Origin of the sequence: Methanofollis ethanolicus (genome assembly GCF_001571385.1) — an archaeon.
Lineage (GTDB): Archaea > Halobacteriota > Methanomicrobia > Methanomicrobiales > Methanofollaceae > Methanofollis > Methanofollis ethanolicus.
This window is the reverse complement of record NZ_BCNW01000001.1, coordinates 22,568-49,218: the sequence shown is the minus strand read 5'-3', so window position 1 is coordinate 49,218 and position 26,651 is coordinate 22,568. Positions and strand designations below refer to the sequence as shown.

Here is a 26,651-nt window from a genome sequence, read left to right as displayed (position 1 = left end):
CTTCCGGGGGACTGACGCCCCCGGACCCCCGAAAATAGGATAGGACGGGGGAAGGATAATCCCTGTATATCGAAGAAGACTGCCATCCCCCCCTATCGCAATGATGGGGGGACCGGGGGGTGAAACCCCCCGGACAAGACACCAGAACAGGATTTTTCAGAACCGCATACCGATCATTCCATTGACAGGACAGAGGGTCTGATCAGTTCTGGGATGACCTCATGGACTGGATGTTTCGGGCAGAAGAAGTTCTGATCCTCTTTCCTGTCATCCCGGGGTGGATGTGCTCGTGGTGGTTTGACAGTATCTCAGGCACATCTTCGAGCTGCCCGCAGGCGAAATATGCTTGTTTTATGTGGCCCCTGGGCTGTACGGTGTTGTCGTGGGGAAAAAACGCTCTGCGCTTTGAAAAAGTATCAGAATAGTAGCGAGGGATGGATTTGAACCATCGGTCTACGGGTTATGAGCCCGTCGGGATTTCCTGACTACCCTACCTCGCTCCGGTATATTAACAAGGTTGTCACAGCGTATATAGTTTCCCTCGCAGCAGGGGATAGATTAATGTACTGCCCTTTCTCTTCCTCCCATAGACGATGAAACCGAAGCGGTCGGGTAAAGAAGCGCGAGGATTGCCGCCCTGAAAGAGAGCGTGCTCACCTTTGACATTGCCCCATTTTCCCGTGTGCCGGTAAAAAAAAGTGTTTGGATTATCTGAAGAACCCTTTCGGCCCTGTCCTCTCCCCCAGTTGTGCGGCAAGGACGAAGTCTGTCCGCGTCAACCCCCCTGAGGAGTGGGTGTACCAGGAGACCTCCACCTCGTGGTATTTCCTGAGACAGATGTCAGGGTAGTGGCTGGCGCTTTCCGATCCAAGGGCGATGACCTCGTTGATGAAGGTGCATGCCTCGCCGACGGACCTGAAGACGAACCTCCGTCTCAACCGTCCGTTCTCCAGACACCACCCCGGCACGTCGGGGAGGAGGGCCAGCATTTCCGGTCTGGTGAGCGGCGCTGCACCGGGCACGATGGGCCGTGCCGACTCCTTGCTGAGAGGCATGGTAGTGCCTCTCCGTCCTCATATATGATGGTTTGCTCTTCGGCGATGAAAACTTGTTATGGACGAAGACCGCACTTTTCTCCATGTCGGCTGTCTTCTCCTCCCTCCATCCCACTCTTCAGGGCATTATTGCCGGTCGCCTCGGCTGGGACGACCTGCGCCCGGTGCAGGAGGCGGCCTGCCAGGCCGCCGCCGACGGCCGCGACCTCCTTGTCGTCGCCGGCACGGCCGGGGGCAAGACCGAGGCAGCGCTCATCCCGGTGATCGATACGGTCCTGAAGGGCGGTCTTCCCGGCGTCGCCTGCCTCTGCCTCTCTCCCCTGAAAGCCCTGATCAACGACCAGGAGGAGAGGATGCTGGAGATCTGCACCCCTGCCGGCCTCTCGGTCGCAAAGTGGCACGGGGACGTCGGAAAGGGCGAGCGTTCCTGGTCGGGCGGCGACCCGCCCCACATTCTCCTCACGACGCCCGAGTCCCTGGAGGTGATCCTCCTCGACCGCTCTCTCAGGCCCGACCTCGCGCACCTCAGGTTCGTCGTTGTCGACGAGGTCCACGCCTTTGCCGCCGACCTGCGCGGCGTCCAGATCCGGTGTCTCCTCGACCGTCTCGACCGTCTCGCCGGCCGGCCCCTCCAGAGGATCGGCCTCTCGGCCACGGTCGGCAACCCCGGCGAGATCCTTGCCTGGCTCTCCGGCCCCGGCCGCGAGGCCGGCCTCGTCGCTTCTCCGGTCAGGCCCGGGAAGAAGCAGTTCTCCTTCACTCTTGCCATGGGGAAGGAGGAGCAGGCCGTCGCCGTCGCCGGTCTGGTCGCTGGCAAACGGGCCCTCGTCTTTGTGCGGAGTCGGAGCGAGGCCGAAGGACTTGCCACCGCCCTCAAAGGGAAGGTCGATCGCCTCTCCGTCCACCACTCGTCCCTCTCTGCTGCGGTGCGGCGGGAGGCCGAGGACTCCCTCTCCGTCCCCTCCTCCTGCGTCATCTGCACGAGCACCCTGGAACTCGGCATCGACATCGGCGGCCTCGACCTTGTCGTGCAGGTCGGCCCCCCGGCATCCGTCTCCTCCTTCCTTCAGCGCCTCGGCCGCACAGGCAGGCGCGGCGGGGCTGCGCGGATGGCCTTCGTCCTCGGGTCGGACCTCGACCTCCTCCTGGCGGCCGGCGCGATCGAAGCGGCGGCGCGGCGTGAGGTCGAACCCCTCAGGCCTCCCTCCCTCCCGTACACGGTCTTTGTCCAGCAACTTTTCCTCGCCCTCATCGGTGCGGGACGTCTCCCGCGCCGTCCCCTCCTTTCGTCCCTTCTTTCGTCCCCGGTCCTTGCCGGCATCGCGCCCGACGACGCCGGGGCCATCGTCGACCACCTCCTCGCCACCAATTACCTTGCCGCCGACGGCCCCTTCCTGATGCCCGGCCCCGCGGCAGAGCGTGACTTCTCCCGGTCCCACTGGTCGGCCCTCCTCTCTGTCTTTTCCACGGGCGCCGCTTTCCGGGCCCTCACGCCGGAAGGCGAGGAGGTGGGCGACCTCGACGCGCGGTTCGTCGCCGGGGGAGTCGGGACAGTCTGCACCCTGGGCGGGCGGCGGTGGCGGATCATCGCCCTCGACCCCGGCCACCGCATCGCCACTGTCGTCGGTGAGGGTGGGGGCTCGCGCGCCTCCGACCGCCGCCCTTTCTGGTCGGGAAGCGGTGCGCCGATGAGCCCGGTCATCGCCCGTTCCGTGCAGGGCATCCTCGCCCGCGGCAGGTCATCCCTCCCCCTGGCCAACCGGGAACAGGCGGCGGTCCGGGGCATCGCCACCGAGATCGGGGCCGGCATCCCTGCCGAAGGTTTCCTTGTCACCGAATGCTCAGAAGGCATCTTTGTCCTCTCCTGCCATGGCGGCCGTTTCAACAGGGTACTCGCCTCTCTCCTCGCGCAGGCCCTCGGCGACGGCCCGAAGGTCAGGGCATCCGACCTCTGCCTCCTCGTCGAAGGGGTGACCGGCCCTGACCCGGCCGGGGAGGTGTACGGCGCCCTCTGTGTGATACGGGCCCGGTCTGCCGCCTCCATTGCCCTCGCCCTCCCCCTGCCCGACCCGGCCGACTGGAAGTTCGGCCCCCTCCTCCCTCTCCCTCTCTTTGCCCGGATGGTCGTGGCCGACATCCATGACTGTGACACCCTTGCCGCGGTCCTTGCCGCCGCGCCGGTGCATACGGGTGAGGAAACTATATCTGGAGCCTCTTCCCCAGATTTTCCATAATGAAGCCTGCCCTCATCCTGCTCCTCTGCATGGTCGCGGCGGTCGCAGCCGCCCCCGTGCAGGCGGTCCCTGTACGGGAAATCGCGGCCGCCCCTCCTCCCGGCGAGGAGTTTATGGTGACTCTGGACCTGAGCGGGACCACCGTCGGCGGCATCGTCGAGACGGTCCCCCCGGGCTTCACCTTCGTCTCCACCACCCATCCGCCCGGCAGAGTCTCGATCAAGGGGCAGCAGATCTCCTTCGTCGTCCTGAACGACACCATTGTCAGGTACCGCGTCCGTGCCCCCGATACCGGCAGTGGCACCTTTACCGGCGTATGGGAAGATTTCCTTGCCGACAAACACGGCGCTATCGATGGGACGGAGGTTGCCGTCAGGACCGGATCCGAAGAGGGTGCCGGGACCCCCCGGCCGACCCCGGGCCTGCCTGGCTGGACGGCCTGGGCCGCCCTGTGTGCCCTGGGTGCCGCGGCCTTTTTCCGGGGGCGGTCTCTGTGAGGTCTGTCCCTGTCGCCGTATTCCTCCTCCTGCTGGTGACTCCGTCTCTAGCGGCCCTGCCCTGTGACGGCAATGGCGATGACGTCCTCTCCGAGGGGGAGTTTGTCTCGGCGGCCTTTGCCTACCTGGACACCGAATACCGGAATGGCACCGGTCAGGCACCGCCGCGGGACGACCTTGCCGACGCCGCCTTTGTCTATTATTACTGGGGCGGCAGGCCCTGGACATGGGCCGGTGTGGCAGGGAGCACCCCCTCTTCGTTTGACCGGCCCGTCAGGCGTGCAGCCGTCATGCACCCCTCCGTGCTGGAGACCCTCCGTTCGATCGGGTACCCGACGGAGAATGTTGTCGGGATCGATTCGGCCACGGCACAGGCCTCGGCTTTCTTCCCTGAGATGGCGGGCCGTGCAGTGGTCGGGAGCCCCGAACACCCCGACACTGCCGCGCTCCTCTCCCTCGCTCCCGATGCCGTCTTCGTCGAGGCGGGCGCAGGCGGGGACCGTGCTGCACAGGCCATTTCAGAGGCCGGCCTTCCTGTCGTGCGTGTCGCCTGCTCCTCCCCCGCATCCTATCTCGGGGACGTCAGGGCTCTTGGAGATCTTCTTGGCCTGAACGACGGTGCCGCCGCTCTCTCCCGCTTCATCGACGAGGAAGAGGAACGGGTGCGCGCCTGCCTGGCTGGCCTTCACCCGCGCGAGGCGCCGGTCGTCTATGCCGAGGACGTCGTTGACTACACCGCGTGCGGGGAGGGGACGCCTCTCTGCGAGGAAGTCAAAGCCGCCGGTGGCCGGCCTGCCTTCAGCGGCACCGAAAAGGTGAGCGACACTGCGGTTCTTGCTGTGGACCCTGAATATGTCGTCAAACGTGTCGGCAGCGAGCCGTACCTGATGGGCGGGTATGGCGACCGGATCCCCGTTCGTTTCATCGAGGTACGAAATGCAATCGGCAGGAGGCCGGGCTGGTCCGGTACCCGTGCCGTAAAAGCCGGGCAGGTCTTCGTGGTCCACACCTCCCTCGTCGAGGGGCCGCAGTATTTCATCGGCCGCCAGTACCTCGCGTCATGGTTCCACCCTGACCTCTGCGCCGACCTCGACCCTGCCGCAATCCAGGCAGAATACTTTTCCCGGTTTCAGGGGCTTCCGGGATCCGCAGGGATCTATGTCTCGGGAGGAGTGAGATGAGGGGGGGCGGTGCTCTTGTTGCGGTGGCCGCCCTCCTGGTCCTCCTCCTTGTCGCCGGGATTCACCTCACCACCTCCTACGACCAGTATAGTCGCTACAATGTCCAGTGGAATGGCACATCCTCATTCTTCGCCCTCCTTGAGGAGAAGGGTGTGCACGAGGTCCGCGACCCTGCCGACCTCGCTGGTTACAACGATGTATCTCTCCTGGTCATCGCCCCCTCCGGATCTCCTGACCCCGTACGGGTTGCAGCCTGGCGCGCCTTCCTGGCGCGCAACAACACGATCATTCTCTGCGACGATTTCGGGGACGGTGACGCCATGCTCAGGGCGCTCGATGCCTCGGTCCGGATCCTCTCCGGCCCTGTCGTCTCTGTGGACCGGGAATACGGTGCCGCCGCAGCGGTTGCGGCATACCCCGTTGAAAATGCTTCGATTCTTCTGAATGTTTCGGCCGTCCTTCTCGACAGGCCGGCGGCACTGGAGGGTGGCGACCCCCTTCTCCAGACTTCTCTTCTCTCCTGGGTCGACACCGATGGGAACTCCTCTCTTGATGGTGACGAACAGATGGGCCGCTTCATCGTCTGCGCCCGCGAGAAGATTGGTGGGGGCGAGGTGATCGTCGTCAGCGATCCCGGCATCTTCCTCAACTCAATGGCAGGCACGGGGAAGGACAACAGGCAGTTCATCGAGAACCTCCTCGCCCTCCGCCCGGGGCTTCTCGTCGACCAGGAGGGGAGCAGGACGGCAACGGCCGGGCCTGTGACCGGGGCCATCAGATGGGTGAAGGAGCGGCCCCTTCTCCAGATCGGTATCGTTGCCCTTTTCATCCTTGCGGCTGCATGTTATTTCAGAAAATGGAACGGGAAGTAGACGGCATGGGCGTGACAGAGGAGAGTGTGAACCAGATCGCCGATACCTATGCGGAGATCCTCAAGGCCGCACAGCGCTATGTGGTCGGCAACGAACCTCTCATCCAGATGACCTTCATCGGCATCCTCACCGAAGGTGCGGTCCTGCTTGAGGGCGTTCCTGGGACGGCAAAGACGACGATCGCGAAGATCATGGCGCGCCTTCTTTCCTCCTCATTCAGGCGGGTCCAGGGTGCGGTGGACGTCCAGCCCGCCGACATACTGGGCGTGAGAATCTTCTCCCCGGAGACCGGCAAGTTTGTCCTGCAGAAGGGGCCGGTCTTCTCGAACGTTCTCCTCGTCGACGAGGTCAACCGCCTGACCCCGAAAACCCAGTCCGCCCTCCTCGAAGCGATGAGCGAGCACCAGGTGACGATCGACGGCGAGACCCATTCCCTCCCGAAACCGTATATTGTGCTGGCAACGCAGAACCCCTATGAGTTCGAGGGGACGTTTTCTCTTGTGGAAGCACAGCGCGACCGGTTTATGTTCAGCCTCCCCCTCTCCTACCTTGACTCTGACGACGAACTCGAACTTCTCCGGCGCGACCAGACCGGGCGTCTTCACTGGATAGACTACGAGGTCTCCCTCGCCCCCCTCCTGACGCCGGAAGAGATTGCCCGGATGATCGGCGTTGTCAGGCAGATCTATGCCAGCGAGGCGATCCTCCACTACATTGCCGATATTGTGGCTGCAACGAGGACCCATGGAGACATCAGGCTTGGCGCGAGCGCCCGCGGTTCCCTTGCCCTGTTGCGGGGTGCGAAGGCCCATGCCGCCCTGCAGGGGAGGACCTATGTTATTCCTGACGACGTCAAGGCGGTCACGCCCGCTGTTCTCGGTCACCGCCTCATCCTCGAACGCGAGGCCCTCATCGGCGATGTGACGACAGGGGAGGTTGTGCGCGAGATTCTCCAGATCGTCGAGGTGTCCTGAGCTGTGAGGGCCGGTCCCGCGGTGCAGGGCCTGGGAGTGCTTGCCCTGACCCTTGGCGTCTATGCAGCGCTCTTTGACGATATTGCCGGGGTTGCTGTTTCCGGTGTGATCGCTCTCTTCATACTCTTCAGGGCCGCCCTTTTTTGCCGTGCCGTCACGGATCTTGTGAGTTCGGTGGTTGTTGAACGGACGGCAGGGAAGAGAATTATACGGCAGGGGGGCCGCCTGCCGGTGAGGACACTCGTTACCTACGACGCTTCCTTTCCTCTTTCTGTCAGTGCGGAGGACATTTTGCCGGCTGTTGCGATCCTCGATGGAGTTCAGGTCGCCGAAGAACGGAAGTCTGGCCATATTTCTATCAGGTACGTCCTCAGGCCTATGGCCGCCGGCGAAACTTCCTTCGGAGGTGTTGCCCTTTTCGTTCGTGACCCTTTCTTCTCGGGAACGGTCAGGGTGAGCCGCTCTGATCTCTGTTTGCCTTTCCTCCGTGTTGTCCCCGAATCTATCCGGGAACAGGGGTACGGCCGGGGTATCGGCGAGGGTCTGGGCGAAGGGGGAGGGCAGTCCCTCCTTGCTGGCGAGGATATCCGGGGGTTTCACGAATACATCCCTGGCGAAGACCTGGCTCGTATCGACTGGAAACTCTCGGCAAAGTTTGGGTCTCTCTATATCCGCGAGCCCGAGGGCCTCAGCGGCGGTGCGCCTCTGGTCATCATCGACCTGCCCGATCTCCATGACTCCCCCCGGGCGGAGGACTTTGCCCGGTTCTCGATCGCCGCCAGCGGGGAAGCCGAAGGGATCTGCACGCACTTCGACGCCTGCCCGCTCCTTCTTATCTCTGGAGGAGAGATTGTTACGTACGTACGGGGTTCCCCGGAACAAAAAGAATTTATTGCCGCCCTTGCTGCGATCCGACCGATTGAACGGGCCGGCCATCTCTACCGCTACCTGGACCCGGCAAGTGTGCGGGCACGGGTCCGCGCCCCCCCTGCCGGTGGAGAGGGGGCATTCAGGGGGCGCCTCATCTCTCTCATTCCGACTTTCGGGGGTGAAAAAGGTCCTCTCCCCTTCAGGCTGGCGGTTGCCGGGGCGATGCGCTCGTCCGGGGCCGCGGCGGTCGTCATTTATGCGACCGGCCGCGGTGACTGCAGCCACCTCTCCCAGGTCGTCATGGAAGCGCTCCATCAAGGACTCGGCGTCAGACTCAGGGTGCCGGCAGAGGAGCAGGGGCATGTGGAAAGGGAGGTCGGGGCAGGCCGCACTCTTCAGGTGGAGGTGATCTGAATGGACCTGAGGATCTGGCAGGGAGCCGTCGTGCTTGCCGGGGTTCTGGCCGCGATCGCCGGCGGGGAGTACCTCCCGGGACTTGCGGCGGCCGCCGCGTACATCGGTGTGGTGGCGCTGACCCGGACTGCGGAGGGACGGTGGTTCCTGCACCTCTGTACCGGGTGCCTTGTTGCAGTTGCGGCCGGCCTCTCCTCCCCTCTCTGGGCCGTCACCGTCATGCTCCCTGTCCTCGCCTGTGCGGGCGCTGAACTGGATTGCTTTGCCACGAAAGGCGAGAGAAAGGCCTATCTGGTCTTCTCGGTGCTGCTGTTCCTCCTCGCCGTTCCCCTGGCAGGTATGCGACATGCGGCCCTTCCCCTGGCTTCACTCGCCCTGACAGTCCTTGCAGGGACTGGTTTCGTCGCTGTTTCATGGGCCAGAACAGTCTGGAAAGCACAAAAGGGTGACCTATGAGATTTTCTGAGATGGATACGACATTTCAGGCCGCACTCCTGCTTCTTCTGGCTGCTGCGGCCGCTCTTCTCCTTGCCGTCGTCAGCGGCCGTGGCGACCTCACAACAGCCATGCTCGTCCTCTCCGGCTTCGGGTGTTTTGTCACCGGGGCTTTTTTCCTTGCCCTCTCGAAGAAGGAGTCCCTCGACCCCGCGATCGCCGCGCTTCTCCCTGTCCAGGGCACGATTGCGGTTGCGACCCTCATCGCGGACCTTGGTGTCCAGGGCGATGCCAGGTTCCTCCCACCGGATGAATATGGCAGGATCCTGGAGATGATACCGGCAGGATCGAAGGTGCCCGGCGTTGTTCCTGACGCCACCTCCTACTGCATGACGCCGGAGGGTGACGCTGTGGTCATCACACCTCTCTGTGCACCCCTTCTCTCGTACCTCCGGACAAATGCTTCGTTCGAGGTTCCTGATGAGAAGGAACACCTCTGCGAGGCGATCAGGGAGGTGATCGAGGACGGGCTTGAGATCGCTGCTACGGCATCGGTGCTGTTCGAGGGCGAGAACCTCGTCGTTGACCTGACCGACTTTGCCCTGATCGAGGGGTGCAGAAGGGTTCGGGCGGCATCCCCAAAGTGTTGCACAATGGTCGGGTGTCCGTTCTGCAGCCTCGTCGCCTGCATCGCGGCAGAAGGGCTTGGCCGGCCCTGCAGGATCGCCTCGGCGACGCCTGCGGGTGACGGCCTTCACCTCATCATTGTACCGGTGGCCTGACCCCTATCCAGAGGTGGAGGTCCCGGTACGCGGCGTCAAGCCTGTTCTTTCCCCAGACGCCGTCTGATGGTAAAGTTTCGTTGAAGAGAATGAAGTCCAGGCGGTTCATGTCGGTTCTTTCGATCGTGAAGGGGAAAGGCACCTCGACTGTCTGGTTGTGGGGAACGGTGACGGCAAACCGATCGATCATCTCCATGTCACGGAGGACAGAAGTGTTGGTCGTCGGGTCGAAGGCCTGGGATGTGAGCAGTACCTCGACGGTATAGGTGATGTCGCGGTACTCGTGGTTCCCGATGCCGATGATCACCGACTGGTTGCTCCCTGCCGCAAAGGCGGTCGGATAGTCTGCGGCCTTTCCGCCAGGCCCGAGGATGTAGAACTCGGTGAAGTGCTCTCCTTCCTTGGGAACGGCGAGCACGTAGATGGTCGTGACGATGGCAAGGAGAATTGCAAGGACGAGGACGATGGAGAGGGCTCTGTCCGTGCGTGACTGGTTCTCGGGGAAGAGGTCTGCCTTTGCCTCTGTCGCCATCTCCCTGAAGGGTACGACGAATCGTTTCTCCGCCGGGACCACCGCCCGTCGCCAGTGGGCGACGGCAAGCATGGCGAAGGTGAAGAGGGTGAGGGCTGTGAGTATGGGGTCGAGCCTGATCCCCCAGGGGGTGTAGTTCAGGGCAAGCCCTATCAGGGGGCTGACCGCGATCGAGAGGCCGAAAGAGAGCGCAACCCTCTCGATCCCGTCGAGGTCGTCCTTCTCCGGGAAGAGTGCGGCGATCAGTGCATAACCCGGGATGAACAGGACCATGGGCAGGCCGAAGGCCACCCGGAGGGGACTTGTGTTGAGAATCGGGAGGTAGACGCACAGGATGCTCACCACGGTACATAACATGACGATGGCGAGGTCTTTTGGTACGTTATGCGGCTCGAAGCCCTCGAAGATTCTCTGATAATACTCTTCCTGGTCCATGTCATCCCCTTTTTTTCGTGATCTCTTGTCAGGATGTTTATAATATTATTCTCTCTTCTGTCTCCCTGCGAGATACAGGAGGCTGATAAGAACTCCGAGTGCAGGATAAATGCTCAATCCTGATTTCTGGGTGGACGGAGGCACGGGAGTCGACGATAGAACTGTTGTCATCGAAGGGGCCGCCGTGGTCTCACTACCGGTCGCCGTCATGACCGGTGTCTGGGCCGTGGCCGTCGGGGCGAAGGTCATGAGGGCGTAGGTGCCGGCCGCCGGGATCTCCGCGCGGATCCAGTCGCCGTCGATCCGGGAAGGCACCTGGTGCCATGCCCCGCCGTCATAGCGTGCCAGGAAGAGTGTCCCGGTTTCGGGGTCTGCCGCCGCCGGGATCCTGAAGTTCAGGCCTGCCTTCGGAGAGAAGGCAGTTCCTGCAGGGGTGAGGGTATAGACGCCGGTGAGAGCCTGCCATTCCGCGGGTACCTTCTCCGCCTTCACGTTGAGGATGGAGATCCCGCCCGTGCCCGTGCCTGTCAGCCTGACCGTGCCGTCCACCGATGCAACGGTGGGTGAAGGCGTGGACGTTGCCGCGGCTTTCCCTCCGTCCCCGCCCGAACTCCCTGATGATGAGGATGTCTCGACCGGTGAGATGCCTTTCCCGATGGTGACGACCTTTCTCAGTTTCTCCGCACCGTCGACAAGGGCGGTGATCGTAACGGTGCCGTCCTGGATGCCGTTTACGGTGAAGGAGATCTCAGAATTGTTCGGCCCCTGCTTCTCGCCGGTGAGGCTTACACCTGTGACGATGGTGTTCTTGCCTTCCATCGCCGTGCCGGTAAGGCTGATCCGGTCATAGGTGCCTGCGGTGATGTTGTCGAGGAGTGTGGTGGTGATCGATCCGCTGGCATCGGCGATCCCCCTCATCCCCTTCGTGGTCCCACCTTTTTTAATGGCCACCTCGATGGTCTGCGCGTTTTCCGTATGCACGGTCGTCTCGGCGTCTCTCAGGGCGATGGGCAGCACGAAGTTGTCCGTGCTGTACGTGAATTTCGACGATGGCGAGACCGCGAACTTCGCATCGATCCTGAGCGAGAAGGATGCGCCGTCCTGGAGGTCGGAGATGCTGATGCGCACCGTCCCACCCTCGTCGATCTGGTCAGGAGATGCCGTGATCGTGGCGGCATATGCTGTCCCGGCCATGGTGCAAAGGAGGATGATCAATACGATGCAGCCTTTTTGATGAGAGGTCATGGTAACTACCTAAATCTAAAAATTCCGTAGTTTTATTCCCGTTATTAATAATAAAGTATATCTTTTCAAAAATCTATCTGTGTGCTATGTCGAAACGTGTACGATCACGGATGCTCCTGAGTCCGCTCCTCTTCCTCGGACTCCTCTGCCTCCTCATCGTGCCAGCGTCTGCGTGCCCCACCGTCATGAACGTGACTCTCGACAAAACCTACCAGTATAATGACATGAGTGTCCGTTATCTGGAGGTTGTCGACGTCGCCGACCCTGCGGTGTCGAAGGCATGGATGCTGGAGACGATCCCGGGAGACCTGAAGACGATCAGGTCTCCCTCTGTCAGGTACCTCAACAGATCCTTCACAACAGACCGGGCAACTGTCCATGGTGTCACGGTCAGGTTGACTGATAGGGCCAGTCTTGAACGGCCCCTCTCCATGGCCGGGGTGGCTGACTATTCCGTCTACACCTCCCTCCATGTGCCGACGCCCCATCTGGAAGTCTCCGGAGGCGCGTCGGGAAACCCGATCATTGCGAAGAACAACGAGAGTTATACCCCTTCCAGCGACAGCAGTATTTCTGCTCTCTTTAACGCCTCGAAGTTCCTCTATCTCTATGCTCCGCAGGCTGTCGTCCACTATGACCCCTCGACCGGGCAGATGACGCAGGTCGGTACTTTCTCCGGTTCGATAAACAGTATCGGCCAGACTCTTGTGGACAATCAGGTGCCTCTCTCCTCGTTCTCCGCCAATGCGGGTAACACCGCATCCATGAGTGGCGTGGCGGCGACCGCCCCAACGCCGGGCAAGTACGCCCTGACGGCGACCCGGTACGACTCGACTGGGGAGAAGATCTACGTGCTCGCCTCCCTGCCTGTCGTGATCATGGACGGTGATCGGTCGCTCACCTGGAACGGCCAGACGACCCCGGCAGGAATTACCGTGGGCAGGGCCTCCGACGCAACTATCTCCTTCAGCAACCAGGCCGGCGTCACCGACACCGCCTACCTGATCGTCAGGAAGGGCGCGACCTACGACGTCGCCGCGAGCGTCGACGTCAGCACTCTTGCTACGAATGCGAAGGACCACTGGGACTCGATGGGTACGTCCGCCACTATCGCCGACCTCCTTGTCTGGGGCGTCACCCATGAGATCGGCGGCAGCCAGCCAGTCACGTACGCCATCACCGCGGTCGGCGGTGCGGCCCCGGCCCCGAGCACCCGGTGGTCGGACATCGCCATCACCCCCGGGTACGGCTGCTCCGGTCATGCAAACAGCGCGGCGGCGACCGTCCCGGCATCCGCACTCAATACCCTCGGCACAGGCACCTACTATGTCTATGCCGCGGGTCTGAATGCCGACCATGACATCGTCGCCCTCGACCAGAAAGAGGTCACGGTCAGCGTCGCGCCCACGCCGACCAGCAGTGGCGGTAGTGGCGGTGGCGGCGGTGGCAGCTACACGCCCTCGGAGGTCGTCTCACCGGAGAGCGGTTCCACCGCTTCGAGCGTCTACACCACCTTCACCGTCCCCGGCGCGACCTTCGCCACCAGCGGGAACGCGCAGACTCTCTCCCTTGATCTATCCAAGGCAAAGCGCGTGAAGGTTGCGGGCGACACGATCACCGTCGAGCAGAACGGCCTGACTTATGTGATCAAGACCTCTGGCATCTCCCGCAATGGCGATATCGTCACCGGCACGGTCACCGACGTGACAGTGAAGTGCACTCCGATGACCGGGACCTTCGATAAGGTCGGCGGTGCGGCGGCGAACTTCGTCGCCCATTTCTCCTCCTTCCCTGCAGGCGCCCACCTCTCGGCCACCCTCGACGAAAAGCCGGCAGAGGGCGTCGTATCGGCCTACCGCTTTGCCCTGCGCAGCGGAGGCCTCGACGTCGGCGACGTCGCCTACACTCTCACCGTCAAGAAGACCGGCATTGAAGCGACCGGCCCGGCGACGATCACGATGGCAGTCGACCCGGCATGGGTGACCGCCCACGGCGGTGTCAATGAAATGAGGATCGTCAGGCAGGCCGACGACGGCACCACCGAGGTGCTGGAGACGGTCTTCAAGGGCTATAATGCCGACAAACAGTATGTCTTCGAGGCCCAGTCCCCCAACGGCCTCTCTGTGATCGGGCTTGTGGCCGTGACCACGGCCACAACCGGCCAGACCACGACGACGACCGTCCCGGTCGGCGAAACCACAGTCCAGACAGGCGAGACCCCAGCGCCAGCCGGTGAGGGCGGTTTCCCGCTCCTCCCGACCCTCGTCATCCTGGTCGTCGTCGTTGCCCTTGCGGTCGTGAGTTACCGGATGATCCGGAAGCAGTAATATCTCTTTCCTTTTTTTCGGCTCTGTAGAAACCCTTGCGGGAAAGTACTTCCTGAAGTGATAGGGGAAAAAATTCTGTTCAGAAATGCCTGGTCCCGGGGGCTGCCGTCCCCCATACCCCCTGCCATTAAGATAGGGGCAGGGATGGCCTCCTCCTCCAGGGCTCCGACCTTTTCTTCCCGGGACCAATCCTCGCGCGGGGGTCCGGGGGAGTAGTCCCCCGGCGAACGGGAAGGGGAAGGCAGAGGATCAGCACGCACTATCAACCGATGTAGGAGGATTTCTACAAAGCCTTTTTTTCAGGTCTTTCAGGCACTGTCGATCAGGCGGTGGATCCGCGCAATCGCAAGGCCGGCGCCTCCAAGGACAAGGCCGCAGAGGACGAGGTCCACGGGCTTTTCGAGGCCGGTCGGGATCCCGTGCAGGGAGAACACCCCTGAAAGGATCATGATGCCGGCAAGGAGCATGAGCGCTCCCCCGAGGGGCAGTCTGACCTTTTCAAGGGCCGGGCCTGCCCGGTCGAAAAGTGCCGTCCTGAACTCTTTCTTCAGGAGGAGAAGGGCGACGATGAAGAGGGCCGCAAGGAGAACCCACTCTGACGGTTCGGAGAGTTCGGACATGAGGAGAGACCAGAGGTCGCGGCTCTCCGCTCTTCCCGTGAAGGGGCCGAGAAATGGATAGAGCCAGTTTGCCGGATAAGCCCACATCGTGTCGAGGGCCTGGTGGGAGGCGACCCCGGCCGCACCGGCAAGGACGAGAGGGGATCTGAACCTCCAGAAGATGATGAGGCCGACTCCAAGGGCGAGGACGAGGAAGAGGAGAGTATGCGTATAGATCCTGCCGTAGCCGACCGAATCCGCGAGAATAATATAGCCGAGGGGCTTGTCGACGAGGTCGGGGAGGATGGCGCCGAGAGCGCACGCCGCAACGACGGCCCGCCTCTCCCCAACCGCCCCGGCGAGGATGAGGCCGAGGACGATACCGGCGGCGAGGTGGCAGAGGAGGAACATTCCACCACCACTCGGACACCTCGCCATATCTAACTTCCCGATACTGCAGGTTTTCCTGCATGTGTCGGGGGAAAGATGTCATGTGCCCGGGCACACCACCATATCGAAGGGTATATGAGAGGAGGTAACATTCGATGGATGGGGAACACTCATGTCCGGGCCCTCCCGGAGGAGACCCCCGGTGGTGAGCACCCGTGAATGATATTCATATCCGTATTCCGTTCCCCTTTGATGACGAGGGCTATATTGAACGGACCTGCCCTGCCTGCCGGAGGAACTTCAAGATGCAGCTGAACGAGCGCGAGGTCGAGTGGATCTCCCGGGCACGGCTGAACTCCTTCAACCTCCTCTGTTCGAACAGGATATACAAGTTCGAGGACGAACCCGAGGCCCAGTGTTTGTGTCCGTATTGTGGCCATGTCGCGCCGGTGAACAGGTGGTGGACCCATGACCAGCGGAGTTATATCCAGGTCTATGCCCACATGGCGATCCGCGATATTCTCCTGCGCGACCTCGCGGCGGGGCAGGTATCCGGGGCCGGCCATTCTGCCGGGACCTACTCGACTCGCCTTCAGGTCACCGGGGTGCGGAACCTCCCTCTGTCCATCCCCTGAGGATGGTTCTATTCTCTCTTCCTGAATGTGTCGAGGCGCAGGCCGGAGACGTGCCCCTGTTGCACGAACCGACGTGAATCTGCGTTTGTATCCCCTTCTGCGAGTGTACGGCAGGACACTTTGTACAGTGCATTTCTGGAAGGGTTTGGCTCAGGTCTTCTTAAAAAAACGAGAGGTGGCTTTTTTCTCCCTTTCGGGGGATATGCATATTGTTACGAATGCAACAGCGTCTGTCCAAAGGACGGTGCTGTTCTGGTGGTCATGGACCTTGACGGGAACTTTGCCATTGACTTTGTCGAACCGGTCGAAGATCTAGCATGTGGCTGTCTTTCTCTTTCCTGCACTACCTGGAATTGGTCAATCCTGAGGCCTGTGAAGGGTCCGCTGTTTATGACATGGGTAGAATACTCGATCTGCCGCCCTCCCTTCCCCTGCGAACGGCATCGGAAACCCCTGATGATAAGCCTGTTCTTGAAGGTTGTCTTGAGGAGGGCCGCAAAGATCTCCTTTCTCTCCCGTACAGGCGTAAAGTGTTCTATGATGAACTCTATCGCGTCTGAGGAGGGCCTGCATCCTGCAAGTTCTTCGAGTTTTCGGTTCGCCTGAACAATCTGGCCGTTTGGATCCAGAATCGCGATTCCCTCGTCAAGTTCGTTTATGATGACGGAGATGGGAGTCAAGATGTTCTGTACAGGAAGGGGGGTGCTCTGCATCATACTTCGTCCTTGAGAATGCTCGATGAAGATTGTCGAATGAGTCTATAGTTCGTCTATTATCTCTATAGGCGTCTGACGCGCCCCTGTCGCATCCAGACGTACGCGGCGACAGCGAGAACCTCCGTGATCGCAACAAAGCCTATGATGTGGGCGACCGAGACCTCGTACAGGACGCCCATCACCGTGCTCCCCAGGAACCAGCCTGTGCCATAGACTGCATAGATGTAGCCGAAGGCCTGACCCCTGATCTCGGTGGCTGTCCGGTCGGCCAGGGACGCCCGCATCACCGTCTCGTGGAGGCCGATGCCGACCCCCCAGATGAGGGTGCCGAGGACGATGAGAGATGGGGCGGTGCTGAAGGCGAGGGCCGGGATGGCGATGTTGATCAGGGGGATGAGGAGAAGGGCTCTCGTCCCGATCCGGTCGTAGGCCCATCCCCCGCCAAGGGCGACCAGTGTGGAGACGGCCATCGCCCCGGCATAGATGAGGGGGATGCTCGGGTCTGCGATGAGCCCCTGGACCTTCATGTGGTAGGAGATGAGGGGGAAACTGGCAAACCCGGCCATTGCAAGGAAGAGGAAGGTGGCGTACGGGACGAAACGCCGTGCCGCCGGGACGGCTGCATCTTCGTCCGACCTCTCGAAGATGCCAGGTTCTGGGACGGCCCTCTTCCCGATGGCGAGGAAGACGAAGAGGAGGACGATCGGGAGGGCGAGGAAGGCGAAGCCGGTCTGGTATCCGCCGCCGGTCAGGATCGCCGCGGCGAGGAGGAGGGGGCCGATGATCGCGCCGACCTGGTCGAGGGCCTTGTGGACGCCGACCCCCCAGCCCCGGCCGACAGGCGAGGCTGCGAGGGAGATGATGGTGTCGCGTGCCGGTGCCCGGATCGCCTTGCCGATCCTTTCTGTGATGAGAAGGACGGCGGCGACCTCCCAGGTGCCGGTCAGGGCGAGGAAGGGGATGGCAAGGAGGAGGCCGTAGCCGAGGTAGACGATCCGCCAGTAATGCTGTGTCTGGTCTGAGTAGAGGCCGGTGAGCACACGCAGGCCGTAGCCGGTGAACTCCCCGAGACCCGCGACAAGGCCGACGATGGCGGCAGAGCCCCCGAGGGTGAGGAGGTACGGGCCGGTGACGCTCCTCGCCCCGTTCGAGACGATGTCGCCGAGGAGGCTGACGATGCCAAGGAGAAGGATGAGCCTCATGGCGGTCTGCCGCGGGGCGGTCATCTGGTCTGGCCCGGCCATGGCGAGGGGTGGAGGATGGAGGAGAAATAGGTTCGCTCGTGTGGGGGCTCTCTCCGGTGTCAGGGGAGGGGTGTCTGCCCGGTTGACCGCTCTGACCAGGTCTGCTGATGCCCCCTGCAGGATGGGAGCGGCGGGTGTTTATCCTCTGAGGGGCAAGATCTCTCATGGTATCGGATCTCTCCCACGAGTGCGATGCGACCCCCTCCCATCCCCGAAAGGATCCGGCAATCGCCGCTTCCGCCTCCTTTGTCTGGGGCGGGATGGGCCAGGCCTACAACGGCCAGTACGGGAAGGGCCTCCTCTTCTTCATCGGGGTGATGGTCGGTTCCCTTCTCCTCCTCGTCCCCGGCATCATCGTCTGGGCCTATGGCATCTACGACGCCTACGTGACCGCCCAGAAGGTGAACGACGGTGCGGTGCCGTACAGGGAGACGGGTTTTCTCCACCTCCTCGGCTTTGTCCTCCTCACGATCGCCCTCATCTTCGTCTTCGCCGTGGCGACTGTGTTTCTCCTCCTGATGGCAGGGCTGGCCGGCTATCTGCCTCTCTGAACTTTTTTTCAGGTCCCCAGCGGCCGTGACACGGCCTTCACTCTGTCGGCGCCCTGCGCACCTGCAGGATGTGCATCGCCCGGGTGTCGCCATCGGCCTCGACCCACCCCATCTCGACGAGGCCGAGAAGGCGAGAATAGAGATAGGCGTCGCCGCATTGATCGTATTCCATGGAGAGGGCTCCGAGGGCGTCGCCGATAACCCGGGCCGCACTCGTCCACTCGTCCGGGACAGCGTCAAGGACGGCCTGGGGGATGGTAGCTGAGACGGTATGGCAGAGCTGCCCCCGCCAGAGGGTGCGGACGTCCTGACTGTCCTCGTCCTGTTTTAACTGTTTCCAGGTGCGCAGATAATATTCTGCCTCGTCCGGTGTGAGTGCCCGTCCTTCGTCCTGCTGAGCGGCGAGCCAATCCGGCTCGAGTTCGCCGAGGCTGATCGGGACGATCCTGTCAGGGCCCGGATCGGGTTCGTCCTCGTACAGGACATCGATCCCGTCGGTGAGGTCGACGACTTCGATCCCGCAGGGGTCGGGCTCCCTGCTGAGGAACTCCAGGAAACCGGCGTACTCCCGGGCAGACCGCCGGGTGAGCCAGACGACACGCCGGGCGGTGCCGGGCCGTGTCTCTTCCCAGAACGCCGTGATAGCGTTCAGGTCGTCGGCGTACCTGGCTTCGTACTCGGTCCCGGCATACAGAGCCCGGAAGAAGGCCTCTCTCGCCTCCAGATCGTACGGGTCGATCGGCCCGAGGGAAAGGTCGTCAGGGAGGGCGAGTGCTGGCCTGCCCGCGGCATTGAGGGCGCCGGCGGATGATTCGGTAAAAGTGATATTGATCGTGTCGGTCATTATGTGTCTCCGGTTCCGGGAGGGATTGAGGCAGGTACTTCGGTGGCCGGGCACATATGTGTGCGGGTCGGGGACGACGTATCGGTGTCCCTCCCCTCTCACCTGTATGGCGTCAGACTCCTTCTGGCGATGCGTCAGAAGAAGGGAGGATGCCTACACATATGCTGCTGCAGAAAAGGAACTTTCCGGAGGGCTCCCGCTCTCCCCTGTCACACCGTGCAAAATGGAGGGAAACGCCGGGGGGGAGATTTGAACTCCCGAGGTGTCAAACACCAGTAGCTTTCGAGGCTACCGCCTTCCCGGACTAGACTACCCCGGCCTGTCCGGCTATTATTATCTGTCGGCTGCGTTCATAACCTTTGCGATGGCATGGATGCGCCGCCTCTCTACGTGACCGCGTCCTCCCGTGCCTGCCGGCGCCGCTCCTCTCCAAGAAGGGGCGGATATATCCCGACCCTCCGGTCGGGCAGGACAACCGGATAAAAACAGGGTGCCGGGACTTTCCCGGCTTTTCATCGCTTCAGGCGACAGGGCCCGAGGGACCCTTCTTGACGGTGACGAACATGTCGTCGACCCGGACGAGCATTGCCGCCATCTCGGTTGCGGACATGATCGCCTGCTTCTTCACCCGTGCCGGCTCAAAGACCTTCTCGGCCTTCATGTCCACGACCTCGCCGGTGTAGACATTGAGGCCAGCGTACTTTTTGCCGGCGGTGTGGGCCTGCTTGAGTTCGACGACCTTGTCGATCGGGTCGAAGCCCGAGTTCTCGGCGAGAGTCTTCGGGATGTCCTCGAAGGCCGCTGCATAGGCTTCGAGGGCGATCTGGGTCCTGCCGCCAACGCTTGCCGCGTAGTCGCGGATCCGCAGCATCATCTCGACCTCGACAGAGCCCCCGCCGACGACGAAGGTCCCGTCTTCAAGGGCGTCCTGGACAACGCGGCGGGCGTCCTCGACCGCACGTTCGAGTTCGTCGATGAGGTGCTGGGTTGAGCCCCGCAGCAGGATGGTGACGGCCTTCGGGTTCGGGCACTCGGCGATCTTCACCAGGTCGGCGTCCTCGAACTGCTCGACATACCCGGCCGTGCCGAGGACCTCGGGTGAGATCTCCTGGACCTTGTTCACGATCACGGCATTGAGGGCCTTTGCCGCGAACTTCATGTCCTTCTCCGCGACGTCCTCGACCGCGAAGATGCCGTACTTCGCCAGGTAATACTGGACGGCGTCGGCGATCCCCTTCTGGCAGAAGACGACGTTGACACCGGCGTCACGGATCGCGTCGGCGAGCTTCTTCAGGCTCTCGCGCTCCTGTTCGCCAAAGGCGGTGAGCTGCTCGCTCCCGGAGATCTTGATCTTCGACTTCACCTGGGTCTTCGTGATCTCCAGGGGCTGGGCGAGGAGGGCGACCTTCGCGTTCTCGACTCTGCGGGGCATCCCGTCGGCGACCCGCGTCTTGTTGATCACGACACCCTTGACGAGTTCGGCGTCGTCCATCGAGTCGCCGACCTCCTTGGTGACGGCCACATCGTCCTCGTCGATGACGGTCTTCCCGTTCTTCTCCTCGGCAACGGCCTGGACAGCGTCGACGATGATCCCGGCGACCTTCTCCTTCACCGACTCGATCGACTTCCCGGTCATCGAGGTGGATGCGATCTGCAGGAGGATCTCGCGGTCCTCGGGCGTGACCGTGATGATCAGGTCGTTGAGGACCTCCAGCGCCTTCTCCATACCCTTCCTGTAGCCGAGGGCGATGATCGTCGGGTGGATCTCCTTCGTGAGCATCGTGCCGGCCTGCTCCATGAAGGCGCCGCCGAGGATGCAGGCGGTGGTGGTGCCGTCGCCGACCTCGTCGTCCTGCGTCTCGGCGACCTCGACCATCATCTTGGCGCCGGGGTGCTGGACCGAGAGCTCACGCAGGATCGTCGCTCCGTCGTTCGTGATTGTAACATCCCCGCTTCCGGAGACGAGCATTTTGTCCATACCCCGGGGGCCGAGCGTCGTCCGTACCGCGGCGGCGATTGCCTTTGCCGCAAGGATGTTGGACTGCTGCGCCTCGTGCCCCTTGGTACGCTCGATGTTATCTCGTAATATGACAACTGGCTGTCCGGCAAGCATGATAGAATCCTCCGATATCTCATTAATATGGATTAGAACTTCTATATATATGGTCCGGTGTTCTCCCCACCTGCTCTGAGTGGGGCAGAGTGTGTGCTTCCTCCTCCGGGGGAAATGCCTTCTGGCGCAGAGATCCGGTCTGCAGAGATTCTTTATGGATCGGCACCGAAAGCTGCGTATGGATCACAGCCTTGCCCCCACCAGGCTGGAACAGGGTATCCTTCTTCTGGTCATTCTTGGCGGGGCCGGCATCGCCTTCAATCTCTATACAGGCCCGGGTATGGACAACCCTGTCGGCATCGTCCCCGACGCCCTTACCGGTTCTTCGGCGGCCCTCCTCGTCGATACCCCTCTCGAAGGGTTTGGCGACCCGGCCGATCCCGGCAGGATCGGTTCGGTCTCCATCTCCCTCAGGCTCTTTCCCGGATCGGTCGGAGCCGTCAACATGAGCCAGGCATCTGTCCTCTTCGCCACGCGAGACTGTTCGGAGACCTGCAGCACCAGCCCTCTCCCGCCGAACTGGACGATCACCGACAGGCTGAACGCCCTTCCCATCGGCGCCGCCGACGATGACGACCTCCTCGAACCTGGCGAGGAGTTCGTCATCAGGGTCTGGCCGTCCCGCGCCCTTGAACCCCGTGAGACCTTCACCCTCACCGTCGCCCCGCCGCGGGGCCCGGCGGTGAAGGTCACGCGGACAGTGCCCCCGAGGATCGCGCCGGTGACTGATCTCGGATGATGGCATCCATGTTCGACGGCGTGGTCATCGGTGGGGGGGTGTATGGGGTTGCCTGCGCCCGTTACCTTCTGGACCGAGGCCTGCAGTGTGCGGTCGTCGATCCCGACCCGACCTGCCTCGCGGCAGAGTCCCTCCGCTCTTGCGAGTGTGTGCTTGTCCTGGGCGGGATCGCCGTCGCTCTCGGAGTGATCCTCGCTGAAAGGCCTGCCTACGTCTTCCCCACCGCTCCTCTCCATGTCGCGGCGGCCCTTGTGCAGGCCCACTCCCTCCGGGTACCCGACATCGACGGCACTGATCACCTTTCCTGCCGTATTCCACTTGGTATTCTTGTCTCTGCCGGAGAGGGGTCTCTTGTCGTCTCGTACAACCCTTCGGGAAGGTGCCTCTCTGCCTGTGCGGCACCGCAGGTCTGCCCGGCCACAGGGATAACACGTCCCGTCCCTCTTTTTGCCCTTTTGAGGCAGGCCTTCCCGGCAGCATGGATCCTTGAAAGCCTGCAACTGGCCCCGGGCATAGGTGCCCTCTCCGGGCCGGACGTGATCGCCGTTCTTGAAGCATCAGAAATGGGCGATCCGATGATTGTTGGAACCGCCTGCCGTTGTCACGGCATCGTGACAGCGCTGGCGGCGGAGAAAAAAGGGGGATCTCAGTCGATCCGCGAGATCGTGCAGAAGTGATGCCGTTGCCGACGATGACACCTGACTGCCTTTTGAGCGGGCGATACTCCCAGGAATGGAAACGTCTTTCCCCTGGGTTGGATTGTGCTTTGCCGGGGGCAAGATCGTAAAGCCTCCTGGCCGTCTGGAGAGGAACATGCCCACGGTGTTCCGGAGAAGATCGCCAGGATAATATCAACCCTCCGATGATTCTATTCCAGCATTTATCCGGCATCCCTATGTTCACACTGCTTGCCCTCTTCGGGATTATCGGTCTCGGCTATTTCCTCTTCGCCCCCCGCCTGGAACGTGTCTTCGGGGCCGGTGCACCGGGAGCCTCGCCTGCCGTCGCCCATGGTGACGGCGTCGACTATGTCCCGATGGGGAAAGTGCGGGTGTTTCTCATCCAGTTCCTCAACATCGCCGGCCTCGACCGATCTATGGGGCGGTCGCCGGCGCTCTCTGGGGGCCGGTGGCCTTCCTCTGGAATCACCTTCGGCTGCATCCTTGTCGGTGGTGTCCACGACTACTGTGCCGGTCTCCTCTCGTACCGGAATGGTGGTCAGTCTATCCCCGAAGCGGTGGGCCGGTACCTCGGCCCCCTTGTCAAAGACCTGATGCGGGTGTATGCCGCCGTCCTCCTCCTCCTGGTGGGCACGGTCTTTCTCATCGGCGCCGCAAAACTCCTCAGCACCTTCGAGGCCGTCCCTATCTCCTTCGACCTCTGGCTGGGGATTATCACCGTGTACTTCATTCTCGCAACCCTCCTCCTCCAGGACTCCGACCTTTTCTTCCCGGACCAATCCTCGCGCGGGGGTCCGGGGGCGTAGTCCCCCGGCGAACGGGAAGGGGAAGGCAGAGGATCAGCACGCACTATCAACCGATGGAGGAGGATTTCTACAAAGCCGAAAAATTATATTCGGAAGTGTCTGGTCCGGGAGGTTGCCGCTCGAAAACCTACGGTTTTCTCACGGTCGCTATCGCTTCCTCATCCCATACTCCCTGTCATTAAGATGGGGACAGGGATGGCCTCCTCCTTCAGGACACCGACCCTGTCTTCCCGGGACCAATCCTGAGCAGGGGTCCGGGGGCGTAGTCCCCCGGTGCGAAGATGTAGGAAGGCGGTTGGGCCACGTTCATACACGGAAAAGGTGAGGGTTTTTACAGAGCCAGGATTTCTACAAAGCCGATTTTCTCAAGTTCCAACTATATTTCTCTTCAGGGACATTTTTGATGTGCCCCGGACACGCCAGAATTGGATTCTCTGGTGCCAAAAAAAGGGATCTCAGTCAATCCGCGAGACCGTGCAGAGCGGGAGGACAGGCACTCCCTCGACGGCCCGCACGTCCCTCTTGTCAAAGATCACCCAGATCGCGACCGGCCTCGCCCCGTGAGACCGCAGGTAGTCCACGACCTCGTGGAGTGTCCTGCCTGTCGTGATCACGTCGTCGACGATGACGCAGGCGTGCCCGGCGATGGAAGCGAAGTTCCCGGAGATCGAACCGACCTTCTTCTCGGCAGGGCTGTGTTTTGCCGGGTGATAGATCGCAAGCCTCTTCCCTGTCCGGCCGGCGATGATCGTCGCCATCGGGACTCCGGAGAGGGAGATGCCGACGACGGTGTCGTATGCTGCGGCATCGGGGCCGGAGAAGAACTGCCCGTCTGCGGCGGCGCCCTCGTGCCGCCTGACCAGCATCTGCCCGACAAGGTCGAGCATCCCCGCGTCGCTGCTCATCGCCGTCCAGTCGATGTGCACGTCCTTCGGCGCCTCGGCACTCCGCTGCTGCGTCAGAAGCCAGGTCACCGTCTCCATCGAGAGGGAGAGCTCGTCCGCGATCTGCTCCGGGCTATGGCCGTCGGAGAGGAGGATCTGCGCCTTGTTGATCAGTTCGTCGAGGGAACTCATAGAAGAGTGGTCTTCGGATGGATATTTAAGCGTTTGCGGGGCTCTTCCTCCCGGCGATGGAGGGGGCATCGCCCCCTGAAGGCCTACCGTCTCTTTCTCTTTATCGCCGACCCGCAGACCGGGCACTCCCCTTCGTGCCCGAAGTACCGGCCGCAGCCGGTGCAGCGGTACTTCCATGCCACCTTTGCGGCCCGCCTCTGCTGGATCGGCTCCGTGGCGACGCCGAGGCGCAGTGCCGCGTTCTGGAGGGCGAAGTCGTCGGTGTACACCGCTGCCCCGAGTTCGCGGGCGAGGGCAAGCACGGAGAGGTCGGTCGGGGAGAGGACGCCGATGTCGCGGCTCTTCCCGGCCGCCTCCCGTGCGGCGAGGGTGCTCTCCGGGGAGGGACTGGCAACGGCGAGCCACTCTGCAAGGAGTGCCTCGTACCGGCACTTTGCCCGCAGGTCCACCAGTTCGGCGACGACCTCGGGCGTCGTGTACAGCTCCCCGGCATAGGGGCGGTCCACGAAGAACGCCGTGGCGTCGAGGACCGCCTTCATGCCGAGAACACCGCCGGTGTGGTGCCTGAAACGGCGATCTCGTAGCCGAAGAGGGAGAGCAGGTGGCAGGTCGTCGCCGCGTGGCTCGATACACCGGGCGCCGAGTACGACCCCCCGGCCCTCGCAAGGTAGACGAGGAGCTGGTCGGCAAGGTGGACGTCGACATCGCAGGCGACCGCCCGGGCGGCGAGCAGTTCGTCTGCCGCCATCCAGCCAACCTTTTCCGCGGGAAGGCCGCGCCTCCCGACGGCGACGCCGCCTTTCGCCCCTTCAAAGACCGTCACCGACGTGCCGGTGCCAGGCCCGGGCGTCCTCTCGATCCGGACCGGGAAACCGGGGAGGGCGGCAGATGCCGCCTGTGCCTGCCTCTCGGCCACGTGGTCAGGGAGGTTCTGGGAGCAGGAGATGATCCCGGCATGGGCAGGCACCCCTCCGATGGCGAGGGGGGCGAGTGTCGAGGGCTCGACCGTGACCCGCACCCGCCCGCCGCCGACCGGGAAGTATCCCCGGCCGAGGACCTCCACCTCTATCCTCGCCCCGTGGGCGCGGAGGAGAGGCACGAGCACCTCGGAAAAATAGTCGATGGTCGGGCTCTTCGAGACCTCGGTCCCGCCGGTGAGGGTGATCGTCCCCCCTGCCTCCAGGGCCACAGGCAACCAGGCCTGGAGGACGAGAGGGATGCTCCCGGCCGTGCCGATCGCAAGGTCGATCTTGGTCTTCCCGACCTTGCCGGGCGCAAAAGTCAGGGTGTCGCTCTCCCGGCGGCACCCCCTCATCTCTGCCCCGCAGGCGAGGGCGACCGCCTGCACCGCCGTGCAGTGCTGGGCCGCAAGCCCGGGTTTCGGGCGGTTCGCCCTGATCCTCGTGACCCTGATGGGCGTGCCGGTGAGGGCCGCAAGGGCGACCGCGGTCCTCACCACCTGCCCGCCGCCCTCCCCGACGGCCCCGTCGACCTCCCCGACGGCCCCGTCGACCTCTAACATTTCCGCAGGGCTGCCGCGATGCACCGTGCCGCCGAGACCTCGGAGCATGCCCGCTCGATCGTGTCCGAGCAGACGACGCTCTTCACTCCGGCACTCCTGAGGTGGACATAGGCCCCGCCGGTGAAGACGCCGTGGACGCAGATGGCATGGACAGCCGCCGCACCCTGGGCATAGAGCATCTTCGTCGCCGTAGCCAGAGTCCCGCCGGTCGAGATGATGTCGTCGGTGATGACGACCTCGCGGCCGGAGACGTCGAAGGTCTTCGGCTCCATCCTGACCTCCTCGCCGGAAATTCTGGTCTTTTTCAGGTAGTCACACTGCCACCCGCCTGCGGCCGCGATCTCGGCCGCAAAGTCCGCAGCCCCGGAGTCGGGGGCCAGGATCAGGGGGTTGTCGAGGTTCCTGCCTTTCAGGTACTCCCCGATCTCGGTCGCAAGCGAGAGGTCGTGGGAGGGGACGTCGAAATGCCCGGCAATGTCCTTCTCGTGGATATTGACGGTGATCACGTCGGTGACCCCGCGGGAGAGGGCCCGGGCGGCGACGCGGGCGCTCACCGGCTCGCCGTCCTTGAACTTCTTGTCCTGCCTGGCATAGCCGAGATACGGGATGACCAGAGTGTTTGTCGTCGTCTCGCAGGCGTCGACGAGGAGCATCAACTGAATAAAAGCGTCATTATCGGTGACGCTCCCCACGATCACGGTCTCGTCGTCCAGGGGTTCTGTGACCTGCAGGTACAGCTCCCCGTCAGGGAAGCGGGCGAAGCGGGTGTCGGCTACCTGGACCCCGAGTTCATCGGCGATCCGAACGGCGAGTATCTGGGATTTTTCTGTGCATACAACCTTCATTTCTGGTTTTTCCCCCAGCTGAAACTACTTAAACTATC

26 protein-coding genes and 2 tRNA genes are annotated in these 26,651 nt (G+C 62.6%); 14 read left to right on the top strand and 14 right to left on the bottom strand.

The features are described 5' to 3' along the window. Positions 1 to 425 precede the first annotated feature (425 nt). Together MEFOE_RS00250 and MEFOE_RS00245 are read right to left on the bottom strand one after the other, a co-directional pair. Positions 426 to 500, bottom strand: a tRNA-Met gene (locus tag MEFOE_RS00250). Between the two features lie 207 nt (positions 501 to 707). Continuing rightward, on the bottom strand, positions 708 to 1,055 hold the full coding sequence (locus MEFOE_RS00245; RefSeq protein WP_067046627.1) for a 4a-hydroxytetrahydrobiopterin dehydratase: 348 nt from the start codon (positions 1,053 to 1,055) through the stop codon (positions 708 to 710). Between the two features lie 53 nt (positions 1,056 to 1,108). Between MEFOE_RS00245 and MEFOE_RS00240 the strand changes: the two genes are divergently transcribed. Genes MEFOE_RS00240 through MEFOE_RS00205 form a run of 8 tightly spaced genes read left to right on the top strand, consistent with a single transcriptional unit; the run spans position 1,109 to position 9,314 of the window. After that, entirely contained in the window at positions 1,109 to 3,289 is a 2,181-nt protein-coding gene (locus MEFOE_RS00240; protein WP_153015813.1) for a DEAD/DEAH box helicase, read from the top strand. Then, positions 3,289 to 3,786, top strand: a complete 498-nt coding sequence (locus tag MEFOE_RS13900; protein WP_067046623.1) for a hypothetical protein — start codon at positions 3,289 to 3,291, stop codon at positions 3,784 to 3,786. Before MEFOE_RS00240 ends, MEFOE_RS13900 begins: the two co-directional genes overlap by 1 nt. Next, complete coding sequence (locus tag MEFOE_RS00230; RefSeq protein ID WP_067046620.1) at positions 3,783 to 4,967, top strand: ABC transporter substrate-binding protein; 1,185 nt, start codon at positions 3,783 to 3,785, stop codon at positions 4,965 to 4,967. The genes MEFOE_RS13900 and MEFOE_RS00230 overlap by 4 nt, the downstream gene beginning before the upstream one ends. Continuing rightward, entirely contained in the window at positions 4,964 to 5,839 is an 876-nt protein-coding gene (locus tag MEFOE_RS00225) for a DUF4350 domain-containing protein (protein WP_067046617.1), read from the top strand. The genes MEFOE_RS00230 and MEFOE_RS00225 overlap by 4 nt, the downstream gene beginning before the upstream one ends. Beyond that, positions 5,824 to 6,813, top strand: coding sequence for an AAA family ATPase (locus MEFOE_RS00220; RefSeq protein ID WP_235809523.1), 990 nt, complete (start codon positions 5,824 to 5,826; stop codon positions 6,811 to 6,813). Before MEFOE_RS00225 ends, MEFOE_RS00220 begins: the two co-directional genes overlap by 16 nt. Before the next feature lie 3 nt (positions 6,814 to 6,816). Beyond that, entirely contained in the window at positions 6,817 to 8,097 is a 1,281-nt protein-coding gene (locus tag MEFOE_RS00215) for a DUF58 domain-containing protein (protein WP_067046611.1), read from the top strand. Then, positions 8,098 to 8,553 carry a hypothetical protein gene (locus MEFOE_RS00210; RefSeq protein WP_067046594.1) on the top strand — a complete coding sequence of 152 codons (456 nt, stop codon included), beginning with the start codon at positions 8,098 to 8,100 and terminating at the stop codon, positions 8,551 to 8,553. Between the two features lie 11 nt (positions 8,554 to 8,564). After that, positions 8,565 to 9,314 (top strand): hypothetical protein, encoded by a 750-nt coding sequence (locus MEFOE_RS00205; protein WP_235809522.1) that lies wholly within the window; start codon positions 8,565 to 8,567, stop codon positions 9,312 to 9,314. On the opposite strand, the gene MEFOE_RS00200 is transcribed toward MEFOE_RS00205, so the two are convergent. Together MEFOE_RS00200 and MEFOE_RS00195 are read right to left on the bottom strand one after the other, a co-directional pair. Then, positions 9,295 to 10,281, bottom strand: coding sequence for a DUF1616 domain-containing protein (locus tag MEFOE_RS00200; protein ID WP_067046587.1), 987 nt, complete (start codon positions 10,279 to 10,281; stop codon positions 9,295 to 9,297). The genes MEFOE_RS00205 and MEFOE_RS00200 overlap by 20 nt on opposite strands. Positions 10,282 to 10,326: 45 nt before the next feature. Next, a complete protein-coding gene (locus MEFOE_RS00195; protein ID WP_067046585.1) occupies positions 10,327 to 11,475 on the bottom strand; it encodes a hypothetical protein in 1,149 nt (382 codons plus the stop codon). 161 nt (positions 11,476 to 11,636) lie between these two features. Between MEFOE_RS00195 and MEFOE_RS00190 the strand changes: the two genes are divergently transcribed. Continuing rightward, entirely contained in the window at positions 11,637 to 13,853 is a 2,217-nt protein-coding gene (locus tag MEFOE_RS00190) for a hypothetical protein (protein ID WP_067046582.1), read from the top strand. Positions 13,854 to 14,161: 308 nt separating this feature from the next. On the opposite strand, the gene MEFOE_RS00185 is transcribed toward MEFOE_RS00190, so the two are convergent. Next, positions 14,162 to 14,890 carry a metal-dependent hydrolase gene (locus MEFOE_RS00185; protein ID WP_083523254.1) on the bottom strand — a complete coding sequence of 243 codons (729 nt, stop codon included), beginning with the start codon at positions 14,888 to 14,890 and terminating at the stop codon, positions 14,162 to 14,164. A 167-nt stretch (positions 14,891 to 15,057) separates the two neighbouring features. Here MEFOE_RS00185 and MEFOE_RS00180 point away from each other — a divergent pair, with 167 nt between their 5' ends. Continuing rightward, a complete protein-coding gene (locus MEFOE_RS00180; RefSeq protein WP_067046573.1) occupies positions 15,058 to 15,477 on the top strand; it encodes a hypothetical protein in 420 nt (139 codons plus the stop codon). Positions 15,478 to 15,689: 212 nt separating this feature from the next. On the opposite strand, the gene MEFOE_RS00175 is transcribed toward MEFOE_RS00180, so the two are convergent. After that, positions 15,690 to 16,193 (bottom strand): PAS domain-containing protein, encoded by a 504-nt coding sequence (locus MEFOE_RS00175; protein ID WP_067046570.1) that lies wholly within the window; start codon positions 16,191 to 16,193, stop codon positions 15,690 to 15,692. Positions 16,194 to 16,255: 62 nt separating this feature from the next. Continuing rightward, a complete protein-coding gene (locus MEFOE_RS00170) occupies positions 16,256 to 17,437 on the bottom strand; it encodes an MFS transporter (protein ID WP_067046567.1) in 1,182 nt (393 codons plus the stop codon). A 164-nt stretch (positions 17,438 to 17,601) separates the two neighbouring features. On the opposite strand from MEFOE_RS00170, the gene MEFOE_RS00165 reads away from it, so the two are divergent. Further along, complete coding sequence (locus tag MEFOE_RS00165) at positions 17,602 to 17,988, top strand: hypothetical protein (RefSeq protein WP_201785158.1); 387 nt, start codon at positions 17,602 to 17,604, stop codon at positions 17,986 to 17,988. 37 nt (positions 17,989 to 18,025) lie between these two features. Here the strand turns inward: MEFOE_RS00165 and MEFOE_RS00160 are convergent, their stop codons facing one another. The 3 genes from MEFOE_RS00160 to thsA all read right to left on the bottom strand — a co-directional run bounded on the left by MEFOE_RS00160 (position 18,026) and on the right by thsA (position 20,945). Further along, complete coding sequence (locus tag MEFOE_RS00160; protein WP_067046565.1) at positions 18,026 to 18,832, bottom strand: DUF3658 domain-containing protein; 807 nt, start codon at positions 18,830 to 18,832, stop codon at positions 18,026 to 18,028. A 234-nt stretch (positions 18,833 to 19,066) separates the two neighbouring features. Continuing rightward, positions 19,067 to 19,151: transfer RNA gene (locus tag MEFOE_RS00155), tRNA-Ser, on the bottom strand. A gap of 201 nt (positions 19,152 to 19,352) precedes the next feature. Beyond that, on the bottom strand, positions 19,353 to 20,945 hold the full coding sequence (gene thsA, locus MEFOE_RS00150; protein ID WP_067046562.1) for a thermosome subunit alpha: 1,593 nt from the start codon (positions 20,943 to 20,945) through the stop codon (positions 19,353 to 19,355). Positions 20,946 to 21,123: 178 nt separating this feature from the next. On the opposite strand from thsA, the gene MEFOE_RS00145 reads away from it, so the two are divergent. The 3 genes from MEFOE_RS00145 (at position 21,124) to MEFOE_RS00135 (ending at position 23,170) form a co-directional block, all read left to right on the top strand. After that, a complete protein-coding gene (locus MEFOE_RS00145) occupies positions 21,124 to 21,684 on the top strand; it encodes a hypothetical protein (RefSeq protein WP_067046560.1) in 561 nt (186 codons plus the stop codon). Beyond that, positions 21,681 to 22,361: a hypothetical protein gene (locus tag MEFOE_RS00140; RefSeq protein ID WP_067046559.1), complete on the top strand. Its 681-nt coding sequence runs from the start codon at positions 21,681 to 21,683 to the stop codon at positions 22,359 to 22,361. The genes MEFOE_RS00145 and MEFOE_RS00140 overlap by 4 nt, the downstream gene beginning before the upstream one ends. Before the next feature lie 218 nt (positions 22,362 to 22,579). Further along, positions 22,580 to 23,170, top strand: coding sequence for a carbon starvation CstA family protein (locus tag MEFOE_RS00135; RefSeq protein ID WP_067046558.1), 591 nt, complete (start codon positions 22,580 to 22,582; stop codon positions 23,168 to 23,170). A gap of 455 nt (positions 23,171 to 23,625) precedes the next feature. On the opposite strand, the gene MEFOE_RS00130 is transcribed toward MEFOE_RS00135, so the two are convergent. The 4 genes from MEFOE_RS00130 to MEFOE_RS00115 form a co-directional block, all read right to left on the bottom strand. Further along, a complete protein-coding gene (locus MEFOE_RS00130) occupies positions 23,626 to 24,246 on the bottom strand; it encodes an orotate phosphoribosyltransferase-like protein (RefSeq protein WP_067046557.1) in 621 nt (206 codons plus the stop codon). Positions 24,247 to 24,329: 83 nt separating this feature from the next. Beyond that, positions 24,330 to 24,785, bottom strand: coding sequence for an NOB1 family endonuclease (locus tag MEFOE_RS00125; RefSeq protein ID WP_067046550.1), 456 nt, complete (start codon positions 24,783 to 24,785; stop codon positions 24,330 to 24,332). Continuing rightward, entirely contained in the window at positions 24,782 to 25,768 is a 987-nt protein-coding gene (rtcA, locus tag MEFOE_RS00120; protein WP_067046543.1) for an RNA 3'-terminal phosphate cyclase, read from the bottom strand. Before rtcA ends, MEFOE_RS00125 begins: the two co-directional genes overlap by 4 nt. After that, positions 25,762 to 26,613 (bottom strand): ribose-phosphate diphosphokinase, encoded by an 852-nt coding sequence (locus MEFOE_RS00115; protein ID WP_067046541.1) that lies wholly within the window; start codon positions 26,611 to 26,613, stop codon positions 25,762 to 25,764. Before MEFOE_RS00115 ends, rtcA begins: the two co-directional genes overlap by 7 nt. Between the last annotated feature and the right edge of the window lie 38 nt (positions 26,614 to 26,651).

Bases quoted from the DNA above. Each gene is read 5' to 3' on its own strand.
- MEFOE_RS00135 (WP_067046558.1), top strand. From the start codon at position 22,580: ATGTTCACACTGCTTGCCCTCTTCGGGATTATCGGTCTCGGCTATTTC.
- MEFOE_RS00190 (WP_067046582.1), top strand. From the start codon at position 11,637: ATGCTCCTGAGTCCGCTCCTCTTCCTCGGACTCCTCTGCCTCCTCATC.
- MEFOE_RS00165 (WP_201785158.1), top strand. From the start codon at position 17,602: ATGGTATCGGATCTCTCCCACGAGTGCGATGCGACCCCCTCCCATCCC.
- MEFOE_RS00225 (WP_067046617.1), top strand. From the start codon at position 4,964: ATGAGGGGGGGCGGTGCTCTTGTTGCGGTGGCCGCCCTCCTGGTCCTC.
- MEFOE_RS00220 (WP_235809523.1), top strand. From the start codon at position 5,824: ATGGAACGGGAAGTAGACGGCATGGGCGTGACAGAGGAGAGTGTGAAC.
- MEFOE_RS00145 (WP_067046560.1), top strand. From the start codon at position 21,124: ATGGATCACAGCCTTGCCCCCACCAGGCTGGAACAGGGTATCCTTCTT.
- thsA (WP_067046562.1), bottom strand. From the start codon at position 20,945: ATGCTTGCCGGACAGCCAGTTGTCATATTACGAGATAACATCGAGCGT.
- MEFOE_RS00175 (WP_067046570.1), bottom strand. From the start codon at position 16,193: ATGATGCAGAGCACCCCCCTTCCTGTACAGAACATCTTGACTCCCATC.
- MEFOE_RS00130 (WP_067046557.1), bottom strand. From the start codon at position 24,246: ATGAGTTCCCTCGACGAACTGATCAACAAGGCGCAGATCCTCCTCTCC.
- MEFOE_RS00205 (WP_235809522.1), top strand. From the start codon at position 8,565: ATGGATACGACATTTCAGGCCGCACTCCTGCTTCTTCTGGCTGCTGCG.
- MEFOE_RS00200 (WP_067046587.1), bottom strand. From the start codon at position 10,281: ATGGACCAGGAAGAGTATTATCAGAGAATCTTCGAGGGCTTCGAGCCG.
- MEFOE_RS00115 (WP_067046541.1), bottom strand. From the start codon at position 26,613: ATGAAGGTTGTATGCACAGAAAAATCCCAGATACTCGCCGTTCGGATC.
- MEFOE_RS00195 (WP_067046585.1), bottom strand. From the start codon at position 11,475: ATGGCCGGGACAGCATATGCCGCCACGATCACGGCATCTCCTGACCAG.
- MEFOE_RS00160 (WP_067046565.1), bottom strand. From the start codon at position 18,832: ATGACCGACACGATCAATATCACTTTTACCGAATCATCCGCCGGCGCC.
- MEFOE_RS00125 (WP_067046550.1), bottom strand. From the start codon at position 24,785: ATGAAGGCGGTCCTCGACGCCACGGCGTTCTTCGTGGACCGCCCCTAT.
- MEFOE_RS00170 (WP_067046567.1), bottom strand. From the start codon at position 17,437: ATGGCCGGGCCAGACCAGATGACCGCCCCGCGGCAGACCGCCATGAGG.
- MEFOE_RS13900 (WP_067046623.1), top strand. From the start codon at position 3,289: ATGAAGCCTGCCCTCATCCTGCTCCTCTGCATGGTCGCGGCGGTCGCA.
- rtcA (WP_067046543.1), bottom strand. From the start codon at position 25,768: ATGTTAGAGGTCGACGGGGCCGTCGGGGAGGTCGACGGGGCCGTCGGG.
- MEFOE_RS00210 (WP_067046594.1), top strand. From the start codon at position 8,098: ATGGACCTGAGGATCTGGCAGGGAGCCGTCGTGCTTGCCGGGGTTCTG.
- MEFOE_RS00245 (WP_067046627.1), bottom strand. From the start codon at position 1,055: ATGCCTCTCAGCAAGGAGTCGGCACGGCCCATCGTGCCCGGTGCAGCG.
- MEFOE_RS00185 (WP_083523254.1), bottom strand. From the start codon at position 14,890: ATGGCGAGGTGTCCGAGTGGTGGTGGAATGTTCCTCCTCTGCCACCTC.
- MEFOE_RS00140 (WP_067046559.1), top strand. From the start codon at position 21,681: ATGATGGCATCCATGTTCGACGGCGTGGTCATCGGTGGGGGGGTGTAT.